The sequence below is a fragment of the Paenilisteria riparia FSL S10-1204 genome (genome assembly GCF_000525995.1).
Lineage (GTDB): Bacteria > Bacillota > Bacilli > Lactobacillales > Listeriaceae > Listeria_A > Listeria_A riparia.
On record NZ_AODL01000007.1, the window covers coordinates 254,846 to 273,427 of the forward strand.

Here is an 18,582-nt window from a genome sequence, read left to right on the forward strand (position 1 = left end):
TCACTTTGACGAGGTGATAGATGGTTACTCACATTTAAACTAAGTCACCGTCTTTAACGGTTTCTACTTGTCAGGGAGACTGTGTATCGAGCACAGTCTTCTTTTCATGTCTATTGTACCAAAAATCGATTTTCTCCGCAAGTCTCAAAGACAACAAATCCGCTCAAAATCTACTTGCTAACCTCTGTCAATTGAGCTAAAATAAGAAGATGTCGTATATGTCTGGGAATAGGGCCCGGACGTTTCTACTCAGCTACCGTAAATGGCTGAACTACGAGCAATAGCATACGCAGTCTCTGTTGCTTAGGGACCGTTCTTTTTTGCGATGGCTCATCTTTGAAAAATGTGCGACAACACAATTCAGGGAGGCTTTTTTTAATGGAGAAATTGTTTAAACTGCAAGAAAATAAGACAACGGTTAAAACAGAAATCTTGGCGGGGTTAACGACCTTCTTGTCGATGGCGTACATATTATTTGTCAATCCATCTGCGCTTTCTACAACAGGTATGGACATGAGCGCAGTGTTTGTCGCTACGGCTCTAGCGGCTGTGGTTGGTTCGCTACTTATGGGACTTATCGCAAACTATCCGATTGGGTTGGCACCTGGGATTGGACTTAGTTCTTTCTTCGCGTACACGGTTTGTGCACAGTGGGGTATTCCTTGGGAAACGGCATTATCTGGCGTTTTAGTATCAGGTTGTGTTTTTATCGTTCTTACAGTAACAGGTATTCGCGAAAAAATTATCAATGCGATTCCAACGGAGCTAAAATTTGCTGTTGGGGCTGGGATTGGCTTTTTCATCGCTTTTCTTGGTTTGAAAAACGCGGGAATTATTGTTGGGAATAAGGCAACACTTGTAGCACTTGGTGATTTACATAACAGTGCTGTATTGCTAGCTGTTTTTGGTATTGTTATAACGATTATTTTAATGACGCTAAATATTAATGGGGCGATTTTTATTGGGATGGCTGCCACGGTCATTGCCGGGATGATTTTTCAACTGATTGATGTACCGACGCAAATTGTGGCGCCGATTCCGGATATTACCCCTACTTTTGGGCAAGCGATTTTCCATCTTGGTGATATTTTCACGCCGCAGATGTTGATCGTGATTTTGACATTCTTCTTCATTGATTTCTTTGATACGGCGGGAACGCTTGTGGCTGTGGCGAATCAGGCTGGTTTTATGAAAGATAATAAAGTGCCGCGCGCAACTCGTGCTTTGTTTGCGGATTCTTCGGCTACGATTGTTGGGTCAATTCTTGGGACTTCGACGACAACTTCTTATGTAGAGTCTACAGCGGGGGTTGCAGTTGGTGGTCGTACTGGCTTGACGGCGATTGTGATTGCGATTTGCTTTGGCTTATCGATGTTCTTCTCGCCTTTACTTGGGGTGATTACAAGCGCGGTGACGACGCCGGCTCTTGTGATTGTCGGGATTTTGATGATTGGCAATGTCGCACATATTGATTGGTCAAAATTTGAGATTGCTGTACCGTGTTTCATGGTTATTTTGATGATGGTACTTAGCTTCTCGATTGCTTCGGGGATTGCATTAGGATTTATCTTCTATCCTATTACAATGTTCTTTAAAGGCCGTTACAAAGAGGTCCACCCGATTATGTATATTCTGATGGTCTTGTTTATTTTATATTTTGTATTTATTGTTTAAAAAAAGAGGCATCGCAAAAATCGCGGTGCCTCTTTTTTATTGGTGTTTTTCATAATAATCATAGCCTCGACCGATGTCTTCTAGGGCATGTGAGTCAGAGCCGTAGATGAGTTCGATGCCGAGTGATTGGGCAACTTGCGCGATGTCTAACGGCGGATAGGTTTCTTGGCAAAATTCTTTGTAAAGTCCTGCGGTATTCCAATCTAGTTGGTATTGCTGGGCTTTTACTTCTTTTAAAAGTTGAGCTACTTGGACGCGCGCGGCGCCTGTGATTGCTGTTTGGTCGTTTTTGAAATAATGTTGGAATTTCTGACATAAGGAAATGTGGCCGAGTCGTCGTGGTTTGGCTGGACCTAAATCGGCAAACAACGATTCGCGGATAAGGTCATAGTATGCCTTTTGAATCGCCGCAAAACTTCCATAATGCTTCCAAATTCCAGCTTCGAAATCGGTTGCTGAAAAATCGATGAAACGCCAACCATCGATGCCCGGCATGAAATGAAGCGATAAAACACCGTCATCCATCTGTGAACCGTATTCCTGAAGTAGCGCTCGTGTGTCTGCTTCAAATCCCGGCAAGAAATCGACTTCAAGGCCAACATGAATGCGAATTTGATCTTTGTATTTCTGTTTCATCTCGTGCGCTTTCTTGAAATACGCGTCCAACTGGTCCCAGCGGAGTGCTGCGGTTGCAATGTCTTCTGGTGAATTCGCAATCTCCCGTTCGAAGGCTGTAGGCATTGGTGGGTGCTCGGTAATCGAATAATCGGTGAAGCCAAGCCCAATTGCTTTTTCAATCATCGTCTCGACTAAATCTCCAGAACCGTGCGGGCAAAATTCTGTATGCGTGTGGCCATCCCATTTTTTCATCTATCATCGCTCCTCTTTTCCCTCATTATATCATTGCCGAAAATTCTAGTCATGCTTTCCTTATAAAATATTTCATTTTTCTGATATAATGGACAAAAAATAATTGGTTTTTATCTATTTACAAAAACGCTTTACTCTGCTAATATGTTAACATGTTAAAGTTTATAAAAAGGAGCCTAGAATATGAAATGGAATCGAAATTTACCCATCGGGACTAGAGATAAGCTTTTTAAGGAAGCAGCGTCGGCTTATGATATGGAGCATCAGGTGAATCGGTTGTTTCATGCGCGAGGCTATCAGCGGATTGAGACGCCTGTCATTGAGTTTGATGATGTTTTTTCGGCAATTAATGATATGAATTTGTATCGCTTTTTCGATAAGAAAGGTCGGTTGACGGTGCTTCGACCAGATATGACTTCTCCGATTGGACGTGTCATTAGTACAACTGGGGTGACGCCACCTTTGAAACTTTGCTACAGTGGCAAGGTTTTTCGGGCTAATGAGGAGCTTTCGGGTGAGCGAAATGAGATGACGCAGGCTGGGATTGAAATTATTGGTTTTGCTTCGATTAAGGCGGAGATTGAGTGTATTACGAATGCGATTGGCATTTTGAAGCAACTTGGGATTGCTGATTTCCAGATTGAAATTGGGCATGCTGCGATTTATCAAGCGATTGTGCAGACGCTCGGCTTGCAAGAAAAGGACGAAGAAGCCTTTCGCCAAGCCTTGCAAAATAAGAGTTTGTTTGGGATTCGGTCGTTTGTGGCGAGTCATCCGAGTGCGATGGATGCGTTTATTTTGGCATTGCCGCGATTGTTTGGTTCGGTGGATACGATTCAGGAAGCGCGGGATTTGACGGATAATGTGGTGATTTTGGAGGCGCTGGCGCAGATGGAGACGATTGTGCAGGTTGTGGATGCGCCGGAACATTTGTCGGTGGATATTGGTCTCGTGCAGGAATTGCATTATTATACGGGGGCGATTTTCCGGGGCTATGCGGATATGTCGGCAGTTCATTTCTTGAGTGGCGGTCGCTATGATTCGTTGTTCGCTCAATTCGGTGAAGATAACTGGCCTGCGGTCGGGCTGGCGCTGAATTTGGATGAGATTGTATCTTTGAAACGCCGTACATTGAAAACTAAAAAAATAGATGAAAAAGTATTTATTCATTATTCGCTGGAGACGAAGCAACTCGCTGAAGAAGTTTTGGCTCGGACGCCGAATGCTTCGCTTAGTTTTTTTGATGAATTGTCGGAAAGTATTGCTTACGCGCAGAAATGGCAATTTAGTAAACTCATCGATGTTAGCAATAATACGATTCTGGAATTGGAGGTCACGTCATGAAATCATTACAAATCGCTTTAACGAAAGGACGCTTGGAGAAATCCGCCGTGGCACTTCTTGAAAAGGCTGGTGTCAATTGCGATATGCTACATGAGAAAAGTCGAAAATTGATTTTTGCGAGTGAGACGGAGCCTTATTCTTTTATTTTGGCAAAGGCGCCGGATGTGACGACGTATGTGAAGCATGGCGTCGCGGATATTGGGATTGTTGGGAAAGACGTGTTGATGGAGCAGGACAAGGAACATTATGAGATGCTAGATTTAAAAATTGGTCAATGCCAGTTCTGTTTGGCTTCGACGCCAAGTTATGATCCAAGTGATTATCGACGCAAAATTATTGCGACGAAGTACCCTACTGTTGCCACGAAATATTTTCGCGAACGTGGGGAAGATGTCGAGATTATAAAGATTGAAGGTTCTGTTGAGATGGCGCCAATTCTTGGTTTGGCGGATGCAATTATTGATATTGTAGAAACTGGTTCAACATTACGGGAAAATGGTTTGGTCATTTTTGATACGATGTACGCTATTTCAGCACGCCTGATTGTGAATAAGGCTTCGTTGAAACGGAACAAGGCTCAAATTTTTGAGTTGATTGACCGGTTGGAAAATACATTGGAGGTGGATGTGTAATGCGGTTTATCACTGGGAGCAAAGAGGAAATTTTAGGACAGTTACATCGTTTTTCTGGCGATGAGGTGCAAGCGGAAACGGAAGCAGTAGTAAAAGCGATTATTGCGGAGGTTCGCGCGGATGGTGATGATGCCTTGTTTCGCTTTACGGAGCGATTTGACGGGGTGAAATTGACTGATTTCAGAGTGCCTCAAGAAGCCTTAGAGCAAGCGTTTAATCAAGTGGAGCCTGATTTTATCGAAGCTTTAGAACAGGCAAAAGCCAACATTCTTTCCTACCACCAAAAGCAAAAACAATCGGGATTTGTTGATACGGAGAAAAACGGTGTGTTGCGCGGGCAGTTGATCAGACCATTAGAAACGGCAGGAATATATGTTCCAGGTGGGACGGCGGCTTATCCTTCATCGGTATTGATGAACATTTTGCCTGCTAAAATTGCTGGGGTGCCGCGGATTATTATGGTAACTCCGCCTGGTAAGGACGGGATGAATCCTCATATTTTGGCGGCGGCGGCCATTGCTGGAGCGGATGAAGTTTATCAGATTGGTGGTGCGCAAGCTATTGCGGCGCTGGCATTTGGGACGGATTCGATTCCGAAGGTGGACAAGATTGTTGGCCCTGGGAATTTGTTTGTAGCACTCGCTAAACGCGAAGTGTTCGGGATTGTGGATATTGATATGATTGCTGGCCCTTCGGAAATTGTGGTTGTGGCGGATGCGACGGCGAATCCTCGGTTTGTGGCGGCGGATTTGTTGTCTCAGGCGGAACATGATAAGTTAGCGCGCGCGATTTTGATTACAACGAGCGAGCAGTTTGGGAAATCCGTAGCGGACGAAGTGGAGAAACAGTTGCAGACGCTGCCTCGTGTGGAAATCGCCACAGCTTCGATTGCGAATTTTGGGCAAGTGATTGTGACGGAGACGCTGGCGGATGCTTTTGAGATTATGAACGACATTGCGCCAGAACATTTGGAAATCCAATTGGAGAACGCGATTGATTATTTAAGCTATGTCAAAAATGCGGGTTCGGTCTTTTTAGGCGCTTATGCTTCGGAGCCATTGGGTGATTATTTTGCTGGTCCGAATCATGTTTTACCGACGAGTGGAACGGCGCGCTTCTTCTCCCCGCTTGGTGTCGCTGACTTTTGCAAACGGACATCGTTTATTTCTTATACAAAAGAAGCGCTGGCCAAAGAAAAAGATGCCATTGTCTTGCTCGCTGAAAAAGAAGGCTTGACGGCGCATGCTCGTGCTATCCAAATTCGCTTTGAGGAGGAAAACTAAATGAGAACTGTTAAAATGGAACGGAAAACGGCGGAAACATCGATCAAAATGGAAGTGTATCTTGATCAACCGGAGAAATGCGAAATCAATACCGGGGTTGGTTTTCTCGATCATATGCTGACACTTTTCGCGCGTCATAGCCGGATTGGTTTCGTCTGTGAGGCCATCGGTGATTTGGAAGTAGATTCACATCACACGGCGGAAGATGTCGGGATTGTGCTTGGACAATGCTTGAAGGAAGCGCTTGGAGACAAGGCGGGTATTAATCGTTATGGTTCAGAATACGTGCCAATGGATGAGTCGCTTGGCTTTGTGGCACTGGATTTGAGCGGTCGGTCCTATCTTGTTTTCGATGCGACGTTTGATAATCCGAAACTCGGTGCTTTTGATACGGAACTCGTAGAAGAATTTTTCCAAGCGGTGGCTTTTAATGCCGCGATGAACTTACACTGCCGCGTGCTTTACGGCAAAAATACACATCACAAAATTGAAGCGCTATTCAAGGCATTCGGTCGCGCGTTGCGTCAAGCAATTACGGTGAATCCTGATATTCAGGGCGTCAACTCGACGAAAGGTGTGTTGTAAATGCAGATTGCAATTATTGATTACGATGCGGGAAACACGAAAAGCGTCAGCAAAGCATTGGATTATATCGGCATTGAAAATACGATAACAGCTTCGAAAAACACAATTTTAGCAGCAGATGGCATTATTTTACCCGGTGTTGGTGCGTTTCCAGAAGCAATGGCATCACTTGAGGAACGCGATTTGATTGCGGTTTTGCAAGATGTTGTGGCACAAGGCAAACCACTGCTCGGCGTGTGTCTCGGCATGCAATTACTGCTCGACTCTAGCGAAGAACACGGCTACACACAAGGCCTCGGCTTAATTCCCGGCCAAGTCAAATTACTACCAAACACCGCAAAAATCCCGCACATGGGTTGGAATCAACTTGAAGTCACGCAAAACTGTCCTTTAACGCAAAATCAAGAAGGCAATTTTGTTTACTACGTCCATTCGTATTACGCCGACTGCGACGCTAAATACGTCATGGCAAGCAGCAGCTATTCTGTCCAAGTTCCCGGCATTATCGCGAATGCGAACGTCTACGGCGCGCAATTTCATCCCGAAAAAAGCGGCCAAGCAGGACTTGAAATTTTACAAGGATTTAAGGAGGTTATCACATGCGCATCTTCCCAGCAATAGATTTGAAAAATGGCCGTTGTGTTCGGCTGTATCAAGGTGATTTCGCTCAAGAAACGGTGGTAAATCCCAATCCGATCGCACAAGCTAAAGCCTTCAGTGAACAAGGTGCGACCTACCTACATATCGTGGATTTAGACGGCGCGCTAGAAGGCAAACCGATTAATCTAGACGTTATTCGTTCCATGAAAAAAGCAGCAAACCTTCCCGTCCAAGTCGGCGGCGGTATTCGCCACATGAAGCAAGTAACATTTTATTTAGAAGAAGCAGAAATCGACCGCGTCATTATCGGCTCGGCAGCTCTTGAAAATCCGGACTTTGTTCGCCAAGCCGTTAGCCTTTACGGTGACAAAATTGCAGTTGGCATTGATGCAAAAAATGGTTTTGTCGCAACGTCTGGCTGGCTAGATGTAAGCACGACGGATTATCTCACTTTTGCAAAAGAAGTCGAGAAAATTGGCGTTCAAACGATTATTTTCACAGATATTGCTAAAGATGGTACGCTAGAAGGTCCGAATTTGGAGCAACTACAAGCTATGCAACAAGCTGTAAACGTTGATATTATCGCATCTGGTGGTGTTAGTAACAAACAAGATTTGGAACAGCTGGCGCAACTCGGTCTATACGGTGCTATTTGTGGAAAAGCGCTCTACAACGGCAATATTTCCATGGCGGAAATCACGGAGGTGGAGAACCTTGCTAACTAAACGCATCATTCCATGTCTCGATGTCACAGATGGGCGTGTCGTCAAAGGCATTAACTTCGTATCTTTAACGGATGTTGGTGACCCTGTCGAAATCGCCAAAGCCTACAATGAAGCCGGTGCCGACGAGCTCGTATTTCTTGATATTACAGCTACGCACGAAGAACGGCGCACAATGATTGAAGTGGTGGAGCGAACTGCCGAACAAGTCTTCATTCCACTTACTGTTGGCGGCGGCATCCATTCCGTGGCAAACATGAAAGACCTATTGCAAGCCGGTGCCGACAAAATTTCACTCAACTCGGCTGCACTTAAAAATCCAAACTTAATCGCAGAAGGCGCCGCAAAATTCGGCAATCAATGTATTGTTGTTGCTATCGACGCCAAATATCACGCCGAAGATAAAACCTGGCATGTCTACAGCCGTGGCGGTCGTGATGACACTGGGCTTGACGCCATCCAATGGGCAAAAAAAGCGGTCTCACTTGGCGCAGGTGAAATTTTGCTGACAAGTATGGATGGTGACGGAACAAAAGACGGATATGATATCGCGCTCACCGATGCAATTTGTAATGCCGTCACCGTCCCTGTCATCGCATCTGGTGGTTGCGGAAACGCTCAACACATGGTGGATGTTTTTGAACAAACGAGCGCTGACGCCGCACTTGCTGCTTCGATTTTTCATTATGGTGAAATGACGATTCCAGAAGTGAAACAAATTTTGCAAGAGAAAGGAGTTGCGATTCGCCAATGACACTCGATTTTTCAAAGGGGCTTATCCCGGCAATTATTGTGGAAGACACGACTGACGAAGTCCTCATGCTCGCTTATATGAACGAAGAAAGTTACGGCAAAACCCTCGAAACAAACACCACCTGGTTCTTCTCGCGTTCTCGCAATGAACTATGGAATAAAGGCGCGACATCTGGGCATTTCCAACACGTCAAAGAAATCCGGTCTGACTGCGATGGCGACACCCTCCTCATCCGCGTCGACCAAATCGGACCCGCCTGCCACACTGGCGCCCATAGTTGTTTTTTCAATCTTGAAAAGGAAGTGACGACAAAATGAGCATTCTAAACGAACTCTACGACCAAATCAATGACCGCAAAACTACACCGAAAGAAGGCTCCTATACGAATTATTTATTGGACCGCGGACTCGATAAAATTTTGAAAAAAGTAGGTGAAGAGGCAACGGAAGTCGTGATTGCTGCTAAAAATCAGGACAAAGCAGAGCTCACGTCAGAACTTGCCGATTTGACATACCACGTCCTCGTCTTGCTCGCAGAACAAGGGCTAACGCCAGCAGACATCGAACGCGAACTTGAAAAACGCGAAGGCAAGCTCAGCGTCACAAAAGACCGCAAGCCAATCGACGAATTATAAGGAGGTTTATTCATGCAAACAAAACCAGCTTTGGACGCATTGTCCGCATACAAACCCGGCAAACCGCTGGAAGAAGTTCGCCGCGAACTCGGTCTTGAGAAAATCTACAAACTAGCATCCAACGAAAACCCATTCGGTACATCTAAAGCCGTCACCAAACTACTAAAAGCAGGTGATATTGACTTATCGTATTATCCCGACGGTGCTGGTCGTATTTTGCGTGAAGCGATTGCGGCATTTCATGATGTCCCAACCAATCAAATTCTGCTTGGCTCAGGTCTTGATGATGTCATCCAAATTATTTCCCGCGCCGTTTTGACACCCGGTGATACGATTATTGAAGCCGCTCCGACTTTTTCGCAATATTCCTTGCATGCGACGATTGAAGGTGCCAAAACGATTCGCATTCCTGTCGATGAAACAACTGGGAAATCCGACCTTACGGCAATGGCTAACGCCGTGAATGCACGAACAAAAATCATCTGGCTATGCAATCCGAACAACCCGACCGGCACGATTTCTAGCCAAGCCGAAGTACTCGCGCTCTTAGAAGCCGTTCCGAAAAATGTCCTTGTTATCAGCGACGAGGCTTACTTCGAATACGCGACTTCCGAAGAATATCCAGATACACTAGCGCTACTCGACCGTTTTCCGAACCTTATCATTATGCGCACCTTTTCCAAAATCTACGGTCTCGCGGGCTTACGCATCGGATACGCGATTATCCCAGAAGCGCTCCAAGACGCATTCAACATCGTCCGGCTCCCGTTCAATACATCATCCATCGCCCAATCCGCCGCAATCGCCGCATTAAACGACCAACATTTCGTTGACACATGCGTACAGGCAAACAGTGCAGGATTACAACAATGGTATGAATTCCTAGATAAGCGCGGTCTATCCTATTACAAATCCGACGCCAATTTCATTTTCTTTAACGTCGAACGCGATGCGACCGAGCTTTTCAATCAACTTTTGCAAAAAGGCTACATCGTCCGCGCAGGCTTAAAACCAAATTGGCTTCGTATCACAATCGGCTCCAAAAGCGAAAATGATGGCTGTATACAAGCGCTGGCCTCGATTTTGGATAACAAATAATTACACGTACTTCTCATGAAGGGCGCATAAATACGTCTGAAAACACGTATAAAACGAATCCCGGCTACAAATTGTGACATGCTTGCCGAGTTGGAATAAAACCCCTTGTCTCTATACTTTCGAAAAAAAACAGATAAATTCCGTGCATCAACTTGATGGATAGGTTCCTTCATCGGAACCTATTTTTCCGCCTCGTAATCACTGTCTAACCTTACTCTCATCCCATTTTAATCTAATATCTACTTCCTGACAAAATTGTCACTTTGCACTTCGAAATTGTAAGCCAAAGCGATGTTTTGAAATCTAGTTACACGCTATACTTAATGTATTGGAGAAGTCATCTTTCCCCGAGATGACGTGGCCAGTGGCGATAAATAAAATGAGCTTTCTTTAAAGCCTAATACACACTTCAAAGAAAACTCATCCCTTATTCCAACTACTGTGAGCATGACTCGCTTTGCTCATGTACAACGAATACATCCCTATACCATATTTAATTCCCTGATATCCCTTTTAATATCGCCGCCCCACAACCTCCTATAACTCCCTACTTGCACACGCTTCCCCGGCGTGTGTTTTTTTATTGCTAAAACGATTTACCGACATTATCCTCAATCCATTTATCAATGCTCACTTTAGAGTAATATTTCGTCCCATCTATCGTGATTGTTGGTAAATTTCCTTGCTTCTGCAATTTCGCTAGTTCTTCATCACTAATTCCTAAATAAGTTGCCAAATCTTCCTCGTAAAGCAGTTTTGTCTCCATTCTGCTCTCCCTTTTTGCTTTATTTTATAGAGGCTTTACAACAGTCGGCTGATAGTCTATCAAAATCATCGAACGCTCGGCCGGTTCGTCTTGCTCACCTTTATGCACCGAACTTACGTAATGGCTCACAGACTCATCCGCCACGCCATAAGATTCCAACGCTTTCGTCAATGTAAAATCAGCAAAAATATGACGCGCATCCATCGCTTCTGGGAACTGATCCACATCATCAATCGTCGCAATCACATTTTGTCCACCGTTCACATTCTGACGTTTCACTAAATGCGCAAACGTAAATGGCTCGCCGTCCCGATGCAAACAGTTCGGCGAAGAAACCGCCTCTTCCCCATCACGTTCCACTTTCAACTTCACGAAATGCACACCAACATTGATCGGCATCACCATATCCCGCTTGTCCCAATACGTCTGTGCAAAGTCAAATTGAATCATCTTCTTCAAAAGCTCATTATCCAACATCGCTTGCTCAAGCATCGGAAAACTACGATACGCGTCGGGAAACTCTGGATTAAACGCTCCTTGAAAGTACTCCGCAACTTCTTCCCCGTCCTCTTTCACCATCGCAGGCAACCATTCCACTTGATTTGACCATGGTAAAATAACTGCACGCGAAAAACGACGATACCGATGAAGTCCAGACGCGTAAGCATCCGTTGGCAAGTTTTCAAAAGCTGCTTCAATCTCGGCGAACTGACTTTCCACCCATGTCATGTCCTTATTATATAGACTAGCAATATCCTCACCCGCATCAAAACGTATATATCCTTTTTCTAACATTTCTTCTTTGTACACAACGATTCCTCTTTTCTTTTAAACTCCTCATTATTGTAACATTTTGTCCCAACTCAAAGAAAGCGTTTATAAATTGCGCATCTTATTAAAAGAATCTGAAAAATTATTTTTTTTGCCTTGTATCCTCAGCGTATTTCATGTAAACTAACATTATAAGTGAAATTTCAGAATAACCTTTTCCTGAAAACAAAGAAAATACATGGACTATAATCTTACACTCCATGGTATATTTATTCTCACTTAAAATAAGAATATGGGGAGCGATTCAATATGGTACAACAAGCAACAGTGACAAAAGAAGTAGAGGCAGCAGAAAGCTACACAGCACGTATCTTTGAAATAATAAAAAAACGCAATCCTTCTGAGAGCGAGTTTCACCAAGCAGTAGAGGAATTTTTACAATCGTTAGTTCCTGTCTTAGCAAAAGAGCCGAAATACGAGGCTGCTGGAATTTTAGAAAGATTGACCGAGCCTGAACGACTTATTACATTCCGTGTGCCTTGGGTAGACGATAATGGCAATGTACAAGTCAATCGTGGTTTCCGCGTACAATTCAATAGCGCTATCGGTCCATACAAAGGCGGCTTGCGTTTCCACCCATCGGTAAACGGCAGCATTGTCAAATTTCTTGGATTCGAGCAAATTTTTAAAAACTCCCTAACAGGCCTCCCAATCGGCGGCGGTAAAGGTGGCTCCGACTTTGATCCTAAAGGTAAAACAGACAACGAAGTTATGCGTTTTTGCCAAAGCTTCATGTCCGAGTTACAGAAATATATCGGTCCCAATACAGACGTTCCAGCAGGCGACATCGGTGTTGGTGCCCGCGAAATTGGTTTCCTATTCGGTCAATATAAGCGCCTAAACGCGTTTGATGCCGGCACATTAACAGGAAAAGGTTTGAACTACGGCGGAAGTTTAACACGTACCGAAGCCACAGGTTACGGCGTAGTCTACTTCACACAAGAAATGCTCCAAGACAAAAATGATTCCTTAAAAGGCAAAAAAGTCGTCGTTTCCGGATCAGGTAACGTAGCCATTTATGCCATCGAAAAAGCTCACGAACTTGGCGCAACAGTCATCGCATGTAGCGATTCAAGCGGCTATATCCTAGATGAAAACGGTATTAACGTCGCAACAGTAAAACAACTAAAAGAACAAGAACGTAAACGGATTAGCGAATACACAACACACCATTCAGACGCTACTTTTGTGGCAAACGGCGACATTTGGTCAATAGCTTGCGATATCGCCTTACCTTGCGCAACGCAAAACGAAATCAATGCCGATCAAGCAGCAGAGCTTGTTAAAAACGGTGTCATCGCTGTCGCAGAAGGCGCGAACATGCCGTCTACACTTGACGCGGTAGCTGTCTTCCAAGAAAACGGCGTATTATTCGGACCTGCAAAAGCCGCCAATGCTGGTGGAGTTGCCGTATCCGCACTGGAAATGGCGCAAAACAGTATCCGTATGAGCTGGACTTTTGAAGAAGTTGATTCTCACTTGAAATCCATTATGAAAAACATTTACAAAAATGCTAGTGCTACAGCGTCCGCGTATGATGCAGAAGGAAATCTCGTTGTTGGTTCTAACATCGCTGGCTTCCTTAAAGTTGCAGATAGCATGTTGACAGAAGGTATTATCTAAACTACAAAAAGACCGAATAATGACGGGGTGTCTCCCTCACTATTCGGTTCTTTTTTCTGCTGTCTTCTACTGTGTTCGACTCGATATTACGTGTCAGTATACTTTCTGCGACGACAACGACATTCGCTCCAATACTAATATTCGGCACCACAACACTTCCAGGAGCAAAGTGAACAAAATTACCAACCGAGATGTCGTGTTCTACCGTCGCGCCACTGTTGACAATCACATGCACCGTATTCGCTTGAACAATCGAACCTGCCATCACCAAGCTACCCTCGCCGATTTCTACCGTTCCTTCAACAAATGCCGTCGGATGAATAATTACAACTTTTATTTCAGTTTTGAATTTTTTGTAACATTAATGCAACAAAACTTCATAAGCCTATACTTTTCTCTGGCTGTGCTATAATGAGAGAGAATAGAAAGCTTAAGGAGGAATTATGAATGGCTAACAAAGAAGCGATTGCCTACATTGGTACATACACCAAAGTAGAAAGTGAAGGGATTTACCGTCTTCACATCGATAAAAAAACTGGTGAGATTACGCAAAATAAATTGGCTGGCAAGATGGATAACCCAACCTACTTGAAAATAACAGAAAATCAAAAATATATTTACTCCGTTGCAAAAGATGGCGATAAAGGTGGCGTTGCTGCTTTTAAAATCCAAGAAGATGGTTCGCTAGAATTGTTAAATCAAGAAGTGAAAGCTGGAAACCCGCCTTGTTACGTGGACTCTTCTCGTGATGGCGATTATGTTGTTTCGGCGAATTACCACTTAGGAACCATCATTGCTTATCCAACATATAAAGGTGCGCTAAAAGAAGCTAGTTCTGAGGTGCAACACATTGGTAAAGGCGTTAACCCAGAGCGTCAAGAAAAAGCGCATGCTCACTTCGCTGGTTTTACACCTGACGAAAAATACGTGATTACGTGCGATCTTGGAACAGATTTCGTCACAACGTACGCAATCAAAAATGGCGTTCTTGAAAAGGTAAGCGATTTAAAAGTGAAAGCTGGTAGCGGTCCTCGTAACCTTGTTTTCCATCCAAAAGCTAGTATTGCTTATATCATGACTGAAATGGCGGCAGACGTTGTTGTGGCGGCTTATGATGAAGCTACTGGCGCGTTAACAGAAATGCAAAGTATCCCGTCTTTACCTGCTGATTTTGAAGGCGAAAACAAAGGTAGCGCGATTCATATTTCTAATGATGGACGTTTCCTTTATGTTTCTAACCGTGGACAAGATGCGGTTGTTACTTTTGCGATTGATGAAGAAGGAAAATTGAGCTTAGCGGCAACTACTCCTGTGGAAGGCGTTGGCCCTCGCGATTTCGACCTTGATCCAACTGGCGAAATTCTACTTGTCTCTAATGAAAACACGAACAACGTTACTGTTTTCGGCGTAAATCAAGAAACAGGCGCTCTTACTTTACTACAAAAAGACATTCACGTTCCTGAACCGGTTTGCGTGAAATTCATTAACGAATAAAAAAGAAGAGGCTCCTCACGCGGACAATACGTTTGGAGTCTCTTTTAAGGAGGAATTAGTATGCTTACAATGGGTTATATTGGTTTTGGGAAAAGTACGACGCGGTATCACATGCCGTATACATTAATTCGCGATAATATTCGCATTAAAACAATCTACAATCACAGACGTAAGCCAGAACTAGAAGCGGATTACGCGAAATATGAGATTCAGTTTACAGATCATCTGGATGAGCTTTTGCAAGATACAGAAATTCAGCTCGTTAGCATCTGCACGCCCGCAAATACACATTATGAACTAGCGAAAAAAGTGTTGGAAAGCGGCAAAAATGTTCTTGTTGAAAAACCATTCTGTACAACTGCGGAGGAAGCAGCGGAACTTTTTGCATTGGCGAAATCGAAAGGACTCATTGCAATGGCTTACCAAAACCGCCGTTTTGATAGTGATTTCTTGGCGGTGAAAGAAGTTTTGGCAAGTGGTAAATTAGGCGATCTTGTAGAGTTAGAATCGCACATGGACTATTATCGTCCTGAGGCGCCAAGCTTTGACGGAGAGAATTATGATGGTGCTTTTTATGGGCTTGGTGTTCACATGATGGATCAAGTAATTGATTTATTCGGACGCCCTGACGAAGTTAGCTACGACATTCGTTCTGTCCGTAATCCAGGAAATCCTGACGATACTTTTGAAGTTCAATTCTTTTATCCGAAACATAAAACAATTGTGAAAACGAGCCATTTGGTGAATATTCCTTATCCAAAATTCATTCTTCACGGTACAAAAGGCAGCTTTGTAAAATATGGTATTGATCAGCAGGAAACGTGTCTAAAAGCTGGTGTAATGCCTGGTGATGTAGATTTTGGCGTTGATCCTGAGAGTCATTATGGCACACTCGTCTATGTTAATGATGCTGGCGAAACCGTACAAGAAACTGTACCTACACCACTCGGTGACTACGGCCGTCTTTATGATCAGCTACATGAGGCTATTTTAAACAACGCCACAAAATTAGTCTCTGATAACGAGACACTTACCAATATGACGATTTTAGAACAAGGCTTCACAGCAAAAAATCCACGCGTCATATCTTTATAGATAGATTATTTTTGCTCTTATCTGGTGCGTTTCTCATCAGATAAGGGCTTTTTTATAGTAGTGTTCATCTCTACTTTGCAATACTTGCCTATTCACCAAAGAAAACGCTCTCAATATCCATATCGATGTAATAAAAATTCGTTTTTATGTAACAATTTACAAGTGAATAAATGGTATAATTATAATATCAAATGGAAAAAGGAGTGGAATACATGAAAAAAAGAATGCTGATTGTCGCTGCAGGAATAGGAATCACACTAGGAGGAATCACTTTAAGTAGTCCGATTGCATCTCAGGCTGCTATAGACGCGGATATCGTAGGCGTTGGACAAGATCCTATACAAAACGTGGTACCTTTTTTAGCTGGAAATATACTTGATAGTAGTAAAGAAGCAACATTTATTGGTCCATCAAATGCTATACTAGTTGTAAATGGACAATACTTCAGAGAAAATACTAATGGTGTTTTTCATATTCATTTACCTAATTATTTAGACGTAGGTGATAAGGTTGTTACTCAGTTCATCTCAACCTCATCAGGTGCAAGTAGTGCCGCCAGAGTATACACCGTAGCAAGTGGGACTACAATAGATCCATTGGTAGCACCTGGAGCAACACGTGTATTTGGTAGCACACGACCAAATTCTCAAGTGACACTTCTAGTAAATGGGCAACCTGCGGGCTCCGCACTTTCATTCGGCTACGGACAATGGAATATTGCACCACATATCCATATCCCTCAAGGAAGCAATGTTTCCGTGCGAGTAACCTCCATTAACAATGGCTATTCACATACTTTAAGTAGTCCAGTCTACAAAGTTACCACGCCTAATCCTGGATCACTACCAAAAGGACCCCAATTAGTACAAACAGTTACAGATCAAAGCAAAGATATTTTCTTTATTGCGACTCCTTACGCAAGGGTAACACTACTTGGGACAAATCACTGGGCCGATTCAGCCGGTATCGTACACGTTAAATTAGGAACAACATTAAAAGCCGGAACGACATTAACCGCTACTATGGTAGACGATTTCAGTCATATACGTGAGCCACTCACATTTACAGTGCTTTCATCGAGATAATGCAACTTAAAAACCACCACTTGCAACACATGCAGGCGGTGGTTTTTTGCTAATTTACCAAACAAATTGCCATGTCACACCGAACTTATCCGTGATCCATGTTACTTTTTTAAATGGGCCTATTGCTTCTGGCCCCATCATAACTGAGCCACCTTCTGCAAATGATGCAAATAAGCGGTCAAATTCGGCTTCATCCGTGCAATGCACAAGAATCGATGCTGCCCAAGAAAAGGCTGGTGCGTATTCTTTTTCCATATCCATGACCATGAAAGACTGTCCGCGAAGTTCGAACGTGCCATTCAACAGTTTGCCTGTCTCACCACGATCTTCTTCCCCAATATATACTTTACTTTTCTCCACAGCCTCTGGAAACTGGCTTAAATAAAAGGCCATTGCTTCTTCTGCATCCCCACTAAATGTTAAAAAAGTAGAAACGGATTTCTCTGGTTTGTACATGTCTCATTCCTCCATCTTCTATTTATTCGCTACATTACGCCCATCAATATTAACAAGAAAAACACCAGCCAAAACACAATATACCCCATTGAAATAATAAAACCAATCACTGGGAGAAAATTACGCTCTGTCTCTTTTGTAATCCCTATTAACGACACAATCAGCGTAAGAACCGCGACACCAAAAATAACAATAAACCAATTACCTGCCGTGACAATACCAAACTCCACAGGTTTTATAAAAATCATTACAATACACAGAATCCCTAGTAAAAATGCTAAAAAGCCTAAGAAAGTTGTTCGTTTTTTGATCGGTGCATCTTCCATGTTCTTCATCCCTTATCCTAATTTTTAATGACACCACGAGCCACATATTGCATATCGTTTGCGGACTCTACTGTGTAATTACCATTTTCAAAGCTAATTTTTGTGACACTAGCGTTTTCAATTGGCACAGCAACGGAATCAGGATCTAGGAGTGATAGCAAAATATTAATTACCATACCGTGACAAACAACTAACACATTGCCGTTCGTTACTTCACTACAAATCAAGTCCAGCGAAGCAAGTAATCGGTTCGTGAAAATATCCCAATTCTCCGCCATGCCTGTTTCGTCCATTTCCGCAACCATATCAATCATTAATCGAGGTGCATCATGCTTATGTACTTCAAAAAATGCTTCCACCGTCGGAAAACCGTGTACCTCACAAGCCTTTTCCCACATCACCCGATTCAGTTCCCCTTCAAACTTTCCAAAACCGAACTCGCGCAACCCTTTTAACTGATTTAAAGGCAATTCAAATGCTGCATGTCGCATCACAATATCCGCCGTTTCAATCGTGCGTCCACGGTCACTCGTATATACCGCTTCGAATTTCGTACCTGCTAAGCCACGCCCAAGCTGTTCTGCAACAATGATTCCGGCTTCTGTAAGCGGACTATCCGCCCATCCTTGAACTCGATCAATCGTATTTAACATGGTCTTTCCATGCCGCGTGACATATAAAGTTACCTTATTACTCATTCCCTTTTGCAC

22 protein-coding genes and 1 riboswitch are annotated in these 18,582 nt (G+C 43.5%); of the genes, 15 read left to right on the forward strand and 7 right to left on the reverse strand.

The genetic code is table 11. From position 1 onward, the window contains the following. Window positions 1–192: 192 nt before the first annotated feature. Window positions 193–294: riboswitch (purine riboswitch) on the forward strand. Between the two features lie 84 nt (window positions 295–378). Further along, on the forward strand, window positions 379–1,674 hold the full coding sequence (locus tag PRIP_RS06025) for an NCS2 family permease (RefSeq protein ID WP_036100132.1): 1,296 nt from the start codon (window positions 379–381) through the stop codon (window positions 1,672–1,674). Between the two features lie 36 nt (window positions 1,675–1,710). Here PRIP_RS06025 and hisJ read toward each other — a convergent pair whose 3' ends face one another. Next, the gene (hisJ, locus tag PRIP_RS06030) at window positions 1,711–2,544 is read right to left on the reverse strand and encodes a histidinol-phosphatase HisJ (protein ID WP_036100133.1); all 834 of its coding nucleotides are present in this window, start codon (window positions 2,542–2,544) and stop codon (window positions 1,711–1,713) included. Between the two features lie 183 nt (window positions 2,545–2,727). Here hisJ and hisZ point away from each other — a divergent pair, with 183 nt between their 5' ends. The 10 genes from hisZ to hisC are packed head-to-tail and all read left to right on the forward strand — an operon-like array spanning window position 2,728 to window position 10,196. Beyond that, complete coding sequence (gene hisZ / locus PRIP_RS06035; RefSeq protein ID WP_036100134.1) at window positions 2,728–3,888, forward strand: ATP phosphoribosyltransferase regulatory subunit; 1,161 nt, start codon at window positions 2,728–2,730, stop codon at window positions 3,886–3,888. Next, window positions 3,885–4,520: an ATP phosphoribosyltransferase gene (gene hisG, locus PRIP_RS06040; RefSeq protein WP_036100136.1), complete on the forward strand. Its 636-nt coding sequence runs from the start codon at window positions 3,885–3,887 to the stop codon at window positions 4,518–4,520. Before hisZ ends, hisG begins: the two co-directional genes overlap by 4 nt. Then, window positions 4,520–5,803: a histidinol dehydrogenase gene (gene hisD, locus PRIP_RS06045; protein WP_036100138.1), complete on the forward strand. Its 1,284-nt coding sequence runs from the start codon at window positions 4,520–4,522 to the stop codon at window positions 5,801–5,803. The genes hisG and hisD overlap by 1 nt, the downstream gene beginning before the upstream one ends. Next, window positions 5,804–6,388, forward strand: coding sequence for an imidazoleglycerol-phosphate dehydratase HisB (hisB, locus tag PRIP_RS06050; RefSeq protein ID WP_036100139.1), 585 nt, complete (start codon window positions 5,804–5,806; stop codon window positions 6,386–6,388). It begins immediately after the preceding gene. Beyond that, complete coding sequence (hisH, locus tag PRIP_RS06055) at window positions 6,389–7,009, forward strand: imidazole glycerol phosphate synthase subunit HisH (RefSeq protein ID WP_036100140.1); 621 nt, start codon at window positions 6,389–6,391, stop codon at window positions 7,007–7,009. After that, on the forward strand, window positions 6,988–7,713 hold the full coding sequence (gene hisA / locus PRIP_RS06060; protein WP_036100142.1) for a 1-(5-phosphoribosyl)-5-[(5-phosphoribosylamino)methylideneamino]imidazole-4-carboxamide isomerase: 726 nt from the start codon (window positions 6,988–6,990) through the stop codon (window positions 7,711–7,713). The genes hisH and hisA overlap by 22 nt, the downstream gene beginning before the upstream one ends. Then, window positions 7,703–8,464 (forward strand): imidazole glycerol phosphate synthase subunit HisF, encoded by a 762-nt coding sequence (gene hisF, locus PRIP_RS06065; protein WP_036100144.1) that lies wholly within the window; start codon window positions 7,703–7,705, stop codon window positions 8,462–8,464. The genes hisA and hisF overlap by 11 nt, the downstream gene beginning before the upstream one ends. Next, the gene (gene hisI, locus PRIP_RS06070) at window positions 8,461–8,781 is read left to right on the forward strand and encodes a phosphoribosyl-AMP cyclohydrolase (protein WP_036087012.1); all 321 of its coding nucleotides are present in this window, start codon (window positions 8,461–8,463) and stop codon (window positions 8,779–8,781) included. Before hisF ends, hisI begins: the two co-directional genes overlap by 4 nt. A gap of 2 nt (window positions 8,782–8,783) precedes the next feature. Beyond that, window positions 8,784–9,098 (forward strand): phosphoribosyl-ATP diphosphatase, encoded by a 315-nt coding sequence (gene hisE, locus PRIP_RS06075; RefSeq protein ID WP_036087250.1) that lies wholly within the window; start codon window positions 8,784–8,786, stop codon window positions 9,096–9,098. 12 nt (window positions 9,099–9,110) lie between these two features. Next, window positions 9,111–10,196, forward strand: coding sequence for a histidinol-phosphate transaminase (gene hisC, locus PRIP_RS06080; RefSeq protein WP_036100145.1), 1,086 nt, complete (start codon window positions 9,111–9,113; stop codon window positions 10,194–10,196). A gap of 586 nt (window positions 10,197–10,782) precedes the next feature. Here hisC and PRIP_RS06085 read toward each other — a convergent pair. Further along, a complete protein-coding gene (locus tag PRIP_RS06085; protein WP_036100147.1) occupies window positions 10,783–10,962 on the reverse strand; it encodes a helix-turn-helix domain-containing protein in 180 nt (59 codons plus the stop codon). A gap of 24 nt (window positions 10,963–10,986) precedes the next feature. Further along, window positions 10,987–11,772: a 2OG-Fe dioxygenase family protein gene (locus tag PRIP_RS06090; RefSeq protein ID WP_149023769.1), complete on the reverse strand. Its 786-nt coding sequence runs from the start codon at window positions 11,770–11,772 to the stop codon at window positions 10,987–10,989. Window positions 11,773–12,042: 270 nt separating this feature from the next. Between PRIP_RS06090 and gdhA the strand changes: the two genes are divergently transcribed. Then, the gene (gdhA, locus tag PRIP_RS06095; RefSeq protein ID WP_077912920.1) at window positions 12,043–13,416 is read left to right on the forward strand and encodes an NADP-specific glutamate dehydrogenase; all 1,374 of its coding nucleotides are present in this window, start codon (window positions 12,043–12,045) and stop codon (window positions 13,414–13,416) included. A gap of 1 nt (window position 13,417) precedes the next feature. Here the strand turns inward: gdhA and PRIP_RS16185 are convergent, their stop codons facing one another. Then, entirely contained in the window at window positions 13,418–13,684 is a 267-nt protein-coding gene (locus PRIP_RS16185) for an LbetaH domain-containing protein (RefSeq protein WP_149023770.1), read from the reverse strand. Between the two features lie 179 nt (window positions 13,685–13,863). Between PRIP_RS16185 and PRIP_RS06105 the strand changes: the two genes are divergently transcribed. From PRIP_RS06105 to PRIP_RS06115, 3 genes are all read left to right on the forward strand, one after another. Further along, window positions 13,864–14,910 carry a lactonase family protein gene (locus PRIP_RS06105; RefSeq protein ID WP_036100148.1) on the forward strand — a complete coding sequence of 349 codons (1,047 nt, stop codon included), beginning with the start codon at window positions 13,864–13,866 and terminating at the stop codon, window positions 14,908–14,910. A 60-nt stretch (window positions 14,911–14,970) separates the two neighbouring features. Next, window positions 14,971–16,005, forward strand: coding sequence for an oxidoreductase (locus tag PRIP_RS06110; protein WP_036100150.1), 1,035 nt, complete (start codon window positions 14,971–14,973; stop codon window positions 16,003–16,005). Window positions 16,006–16,217: 212 nt separating this feature from the next. Next, complete coding sequence (locus PRIP_RS06115) at window positions 16,218–17,090, forward strand: hypothetical protein (RefSeq protein WP_036100152.1); 873 nt, start codon at window positions 16,218–16,220, stop codon at window positions 17,088–17,090. A gap of 54 nt (window positions 17,091–17,144) precedes the next feature. On the opposite strand, the gene PRIP_RS06120 is transcribed toward PRIP_RS06115, so the two are convergent. Genes PRIP_RS06120 through PRIP_RS06130 form a run of 3 tightly spaced genes read right to left on the reverse strand, consistent with a single transcriptional unit; the run spans window position 17,145 to window position 18,570 of the window. Next, window positions 17,145–17,546 (reverse strand): VOC family protein, encoded by a 402-nt coding sequence (locus PRIP_RS06120; protein ID WP_036100154.1) that lies wholly within the window; start codon window positions 17,544–17,546, stop codon window positions 17,145–17,147. A gap of 29 nt (window positions 17,547–17,575) precedes the next feature. Next, window positions 17,576–17,872 (reverse strand): hypothetical protein, encoded by a 297-nt coding sequence (locus PRIP_RS06125; protein WP_036100155.1) that lies wholly within the window; start codon window positions 17,870–17,872, stop codon window positions 17,576–17,578. A gap of 17 nt (window positions 17,873–17,889) precedes the next feature. Then, window positions 17,890–18,570, reverse strand: a complete 681-nt coding sequence (locus PRIP_RS06130; RefSeq protein WP_036100157.1) for a histidine phosphatase family protein — start codon at window positions 18,568–18,570, stop codon at window positions 17,890–17,892. Window positions 18,571–18,582 lie beyond the last annotated feature (12 nt).

Excerpts from the sequence above, each read along its gene's own strand:
- PRIP_RS06025 (WP_036100132.1), top strand. The coding sequence starts at position 379 with ATGGAGAAATTGTTTAAACTGCAAGAAAATAAGACAACGGTTAAAACA.
- hisJ (WP_036100133.1), bottom strand. The coding sequence starts at position 2,544 with ATGAAAAAATGGGATGGCCACACGCATACAGAATTTTGCCCGCACGGT.
- hisZ (WP_036100134.1), top strand. The coding sequence starts at position 2,728 with ATGAAATGGAATCGAAATTTACCCATCGGGACTAGAGATAAGCTTTTT.
- hisG (WP_036100136.1), top strand. The coding sequence starts at position 3,885 with ATGAAATCATTACAAATCGCTTTAACGAAAGGACGCTTGGAGAAATCC.
- hisD (WP_036100138.1), top strand. The coding sequence starts at position 4,520 with ATGCGGTTTATCACTGGGAGCAAAGAGGAAATTTTAGGACAGTTACAT.
- hisB (WP_036100139.1), top strand. The coding sequence starts at position 5,804 with ATGAGAACTGTTAAAATGGAACGGAAAACGGCGGAAACATCGATCAAA.
- hisH (WP_036100140.1), top strand. The coding sequence starts at position 6,389 with ATGCAGATTGCAATTATTGATTACGATGCGGGAAACACGAAAAGCGTC.
- hisA (WP_036100142.1), top strand. The coding sequence starts at position 6,988 with ATGCGCATCTTCCCAGCAATAGATTTGAAAAATGGCCGTTGTGTTCGG.
- hisI (WP_036087012.1), top strand. The coding sequence starts at position 8,461 with ATGACACTCGATTTTTCAAAGGGGCTTATCCCGGCAATTATTGTGGAA.
- hisC (WP_036100145.1), top strand. The coding sequence starts at position 9,111 with ATGCAAACAAAACCAGCTTTGGACGCATTGTCCGCATACAAACCCGGC.
- PRIP_RS06085 (WP_036100147.1), bottom strand. The coding sequence starts at position 10,962 with ATGGAGACAAAACTGCTTTACGAGGAAGATTTGGCAACTTATTTAGGA.
- gdhA (WP_077912920.1), top strand. The coding sequence starts at position 12,043 with ATGGTACAACAAGCAACAGTGACAAAAGAAGTAGAGGCAGCAGAAAGC.
- PRIP_RS06105 (WP_036100148.1), top strand. The coding sequence starts at position 13,864 with ATGGCTAACAAAGAAGCGATTGCCTACATTGGTACATACACCAAAGTA.
- PRIP_RS06110 (WP_036100150.1), top strand. The coding sequence starts at position 14,971 with ATGCTTACAATGGGTTATATTGGTTTTGGGAAAAGTACGACGCGGTAT.
- PRIP_RS06115 (WP_036100152.1), top strand. The coding sequence starts at position 16,218 with ATGAAAAAAAGAATGCTGATTGTCGCTGCAGGAATAGGAATCACACTA.
- PRIP_RS06120 (WP_036100154.1), bottom strand. The coding sequence starts at position 17,546 with ATGTACAAACCAGAGAAATCCGTTTCTACTTTTTTAACATTTAGTGGG.
- PRIP_RS06125 (WP_036100155.1), bottom strand. The coding sequence starts at position 17,872 with ATGGAAGATGCACCGATCAAAAAACGAACAACTTTCTTAGGCTTTTTA.
- PRIP_RS06130 (WP_036100157.1), bottom strand. The coding sequence starts at position 18,570 with ATGAGTAATAAGGTAACTTTATATGTCACGCGGCATGGAAAGACCATG.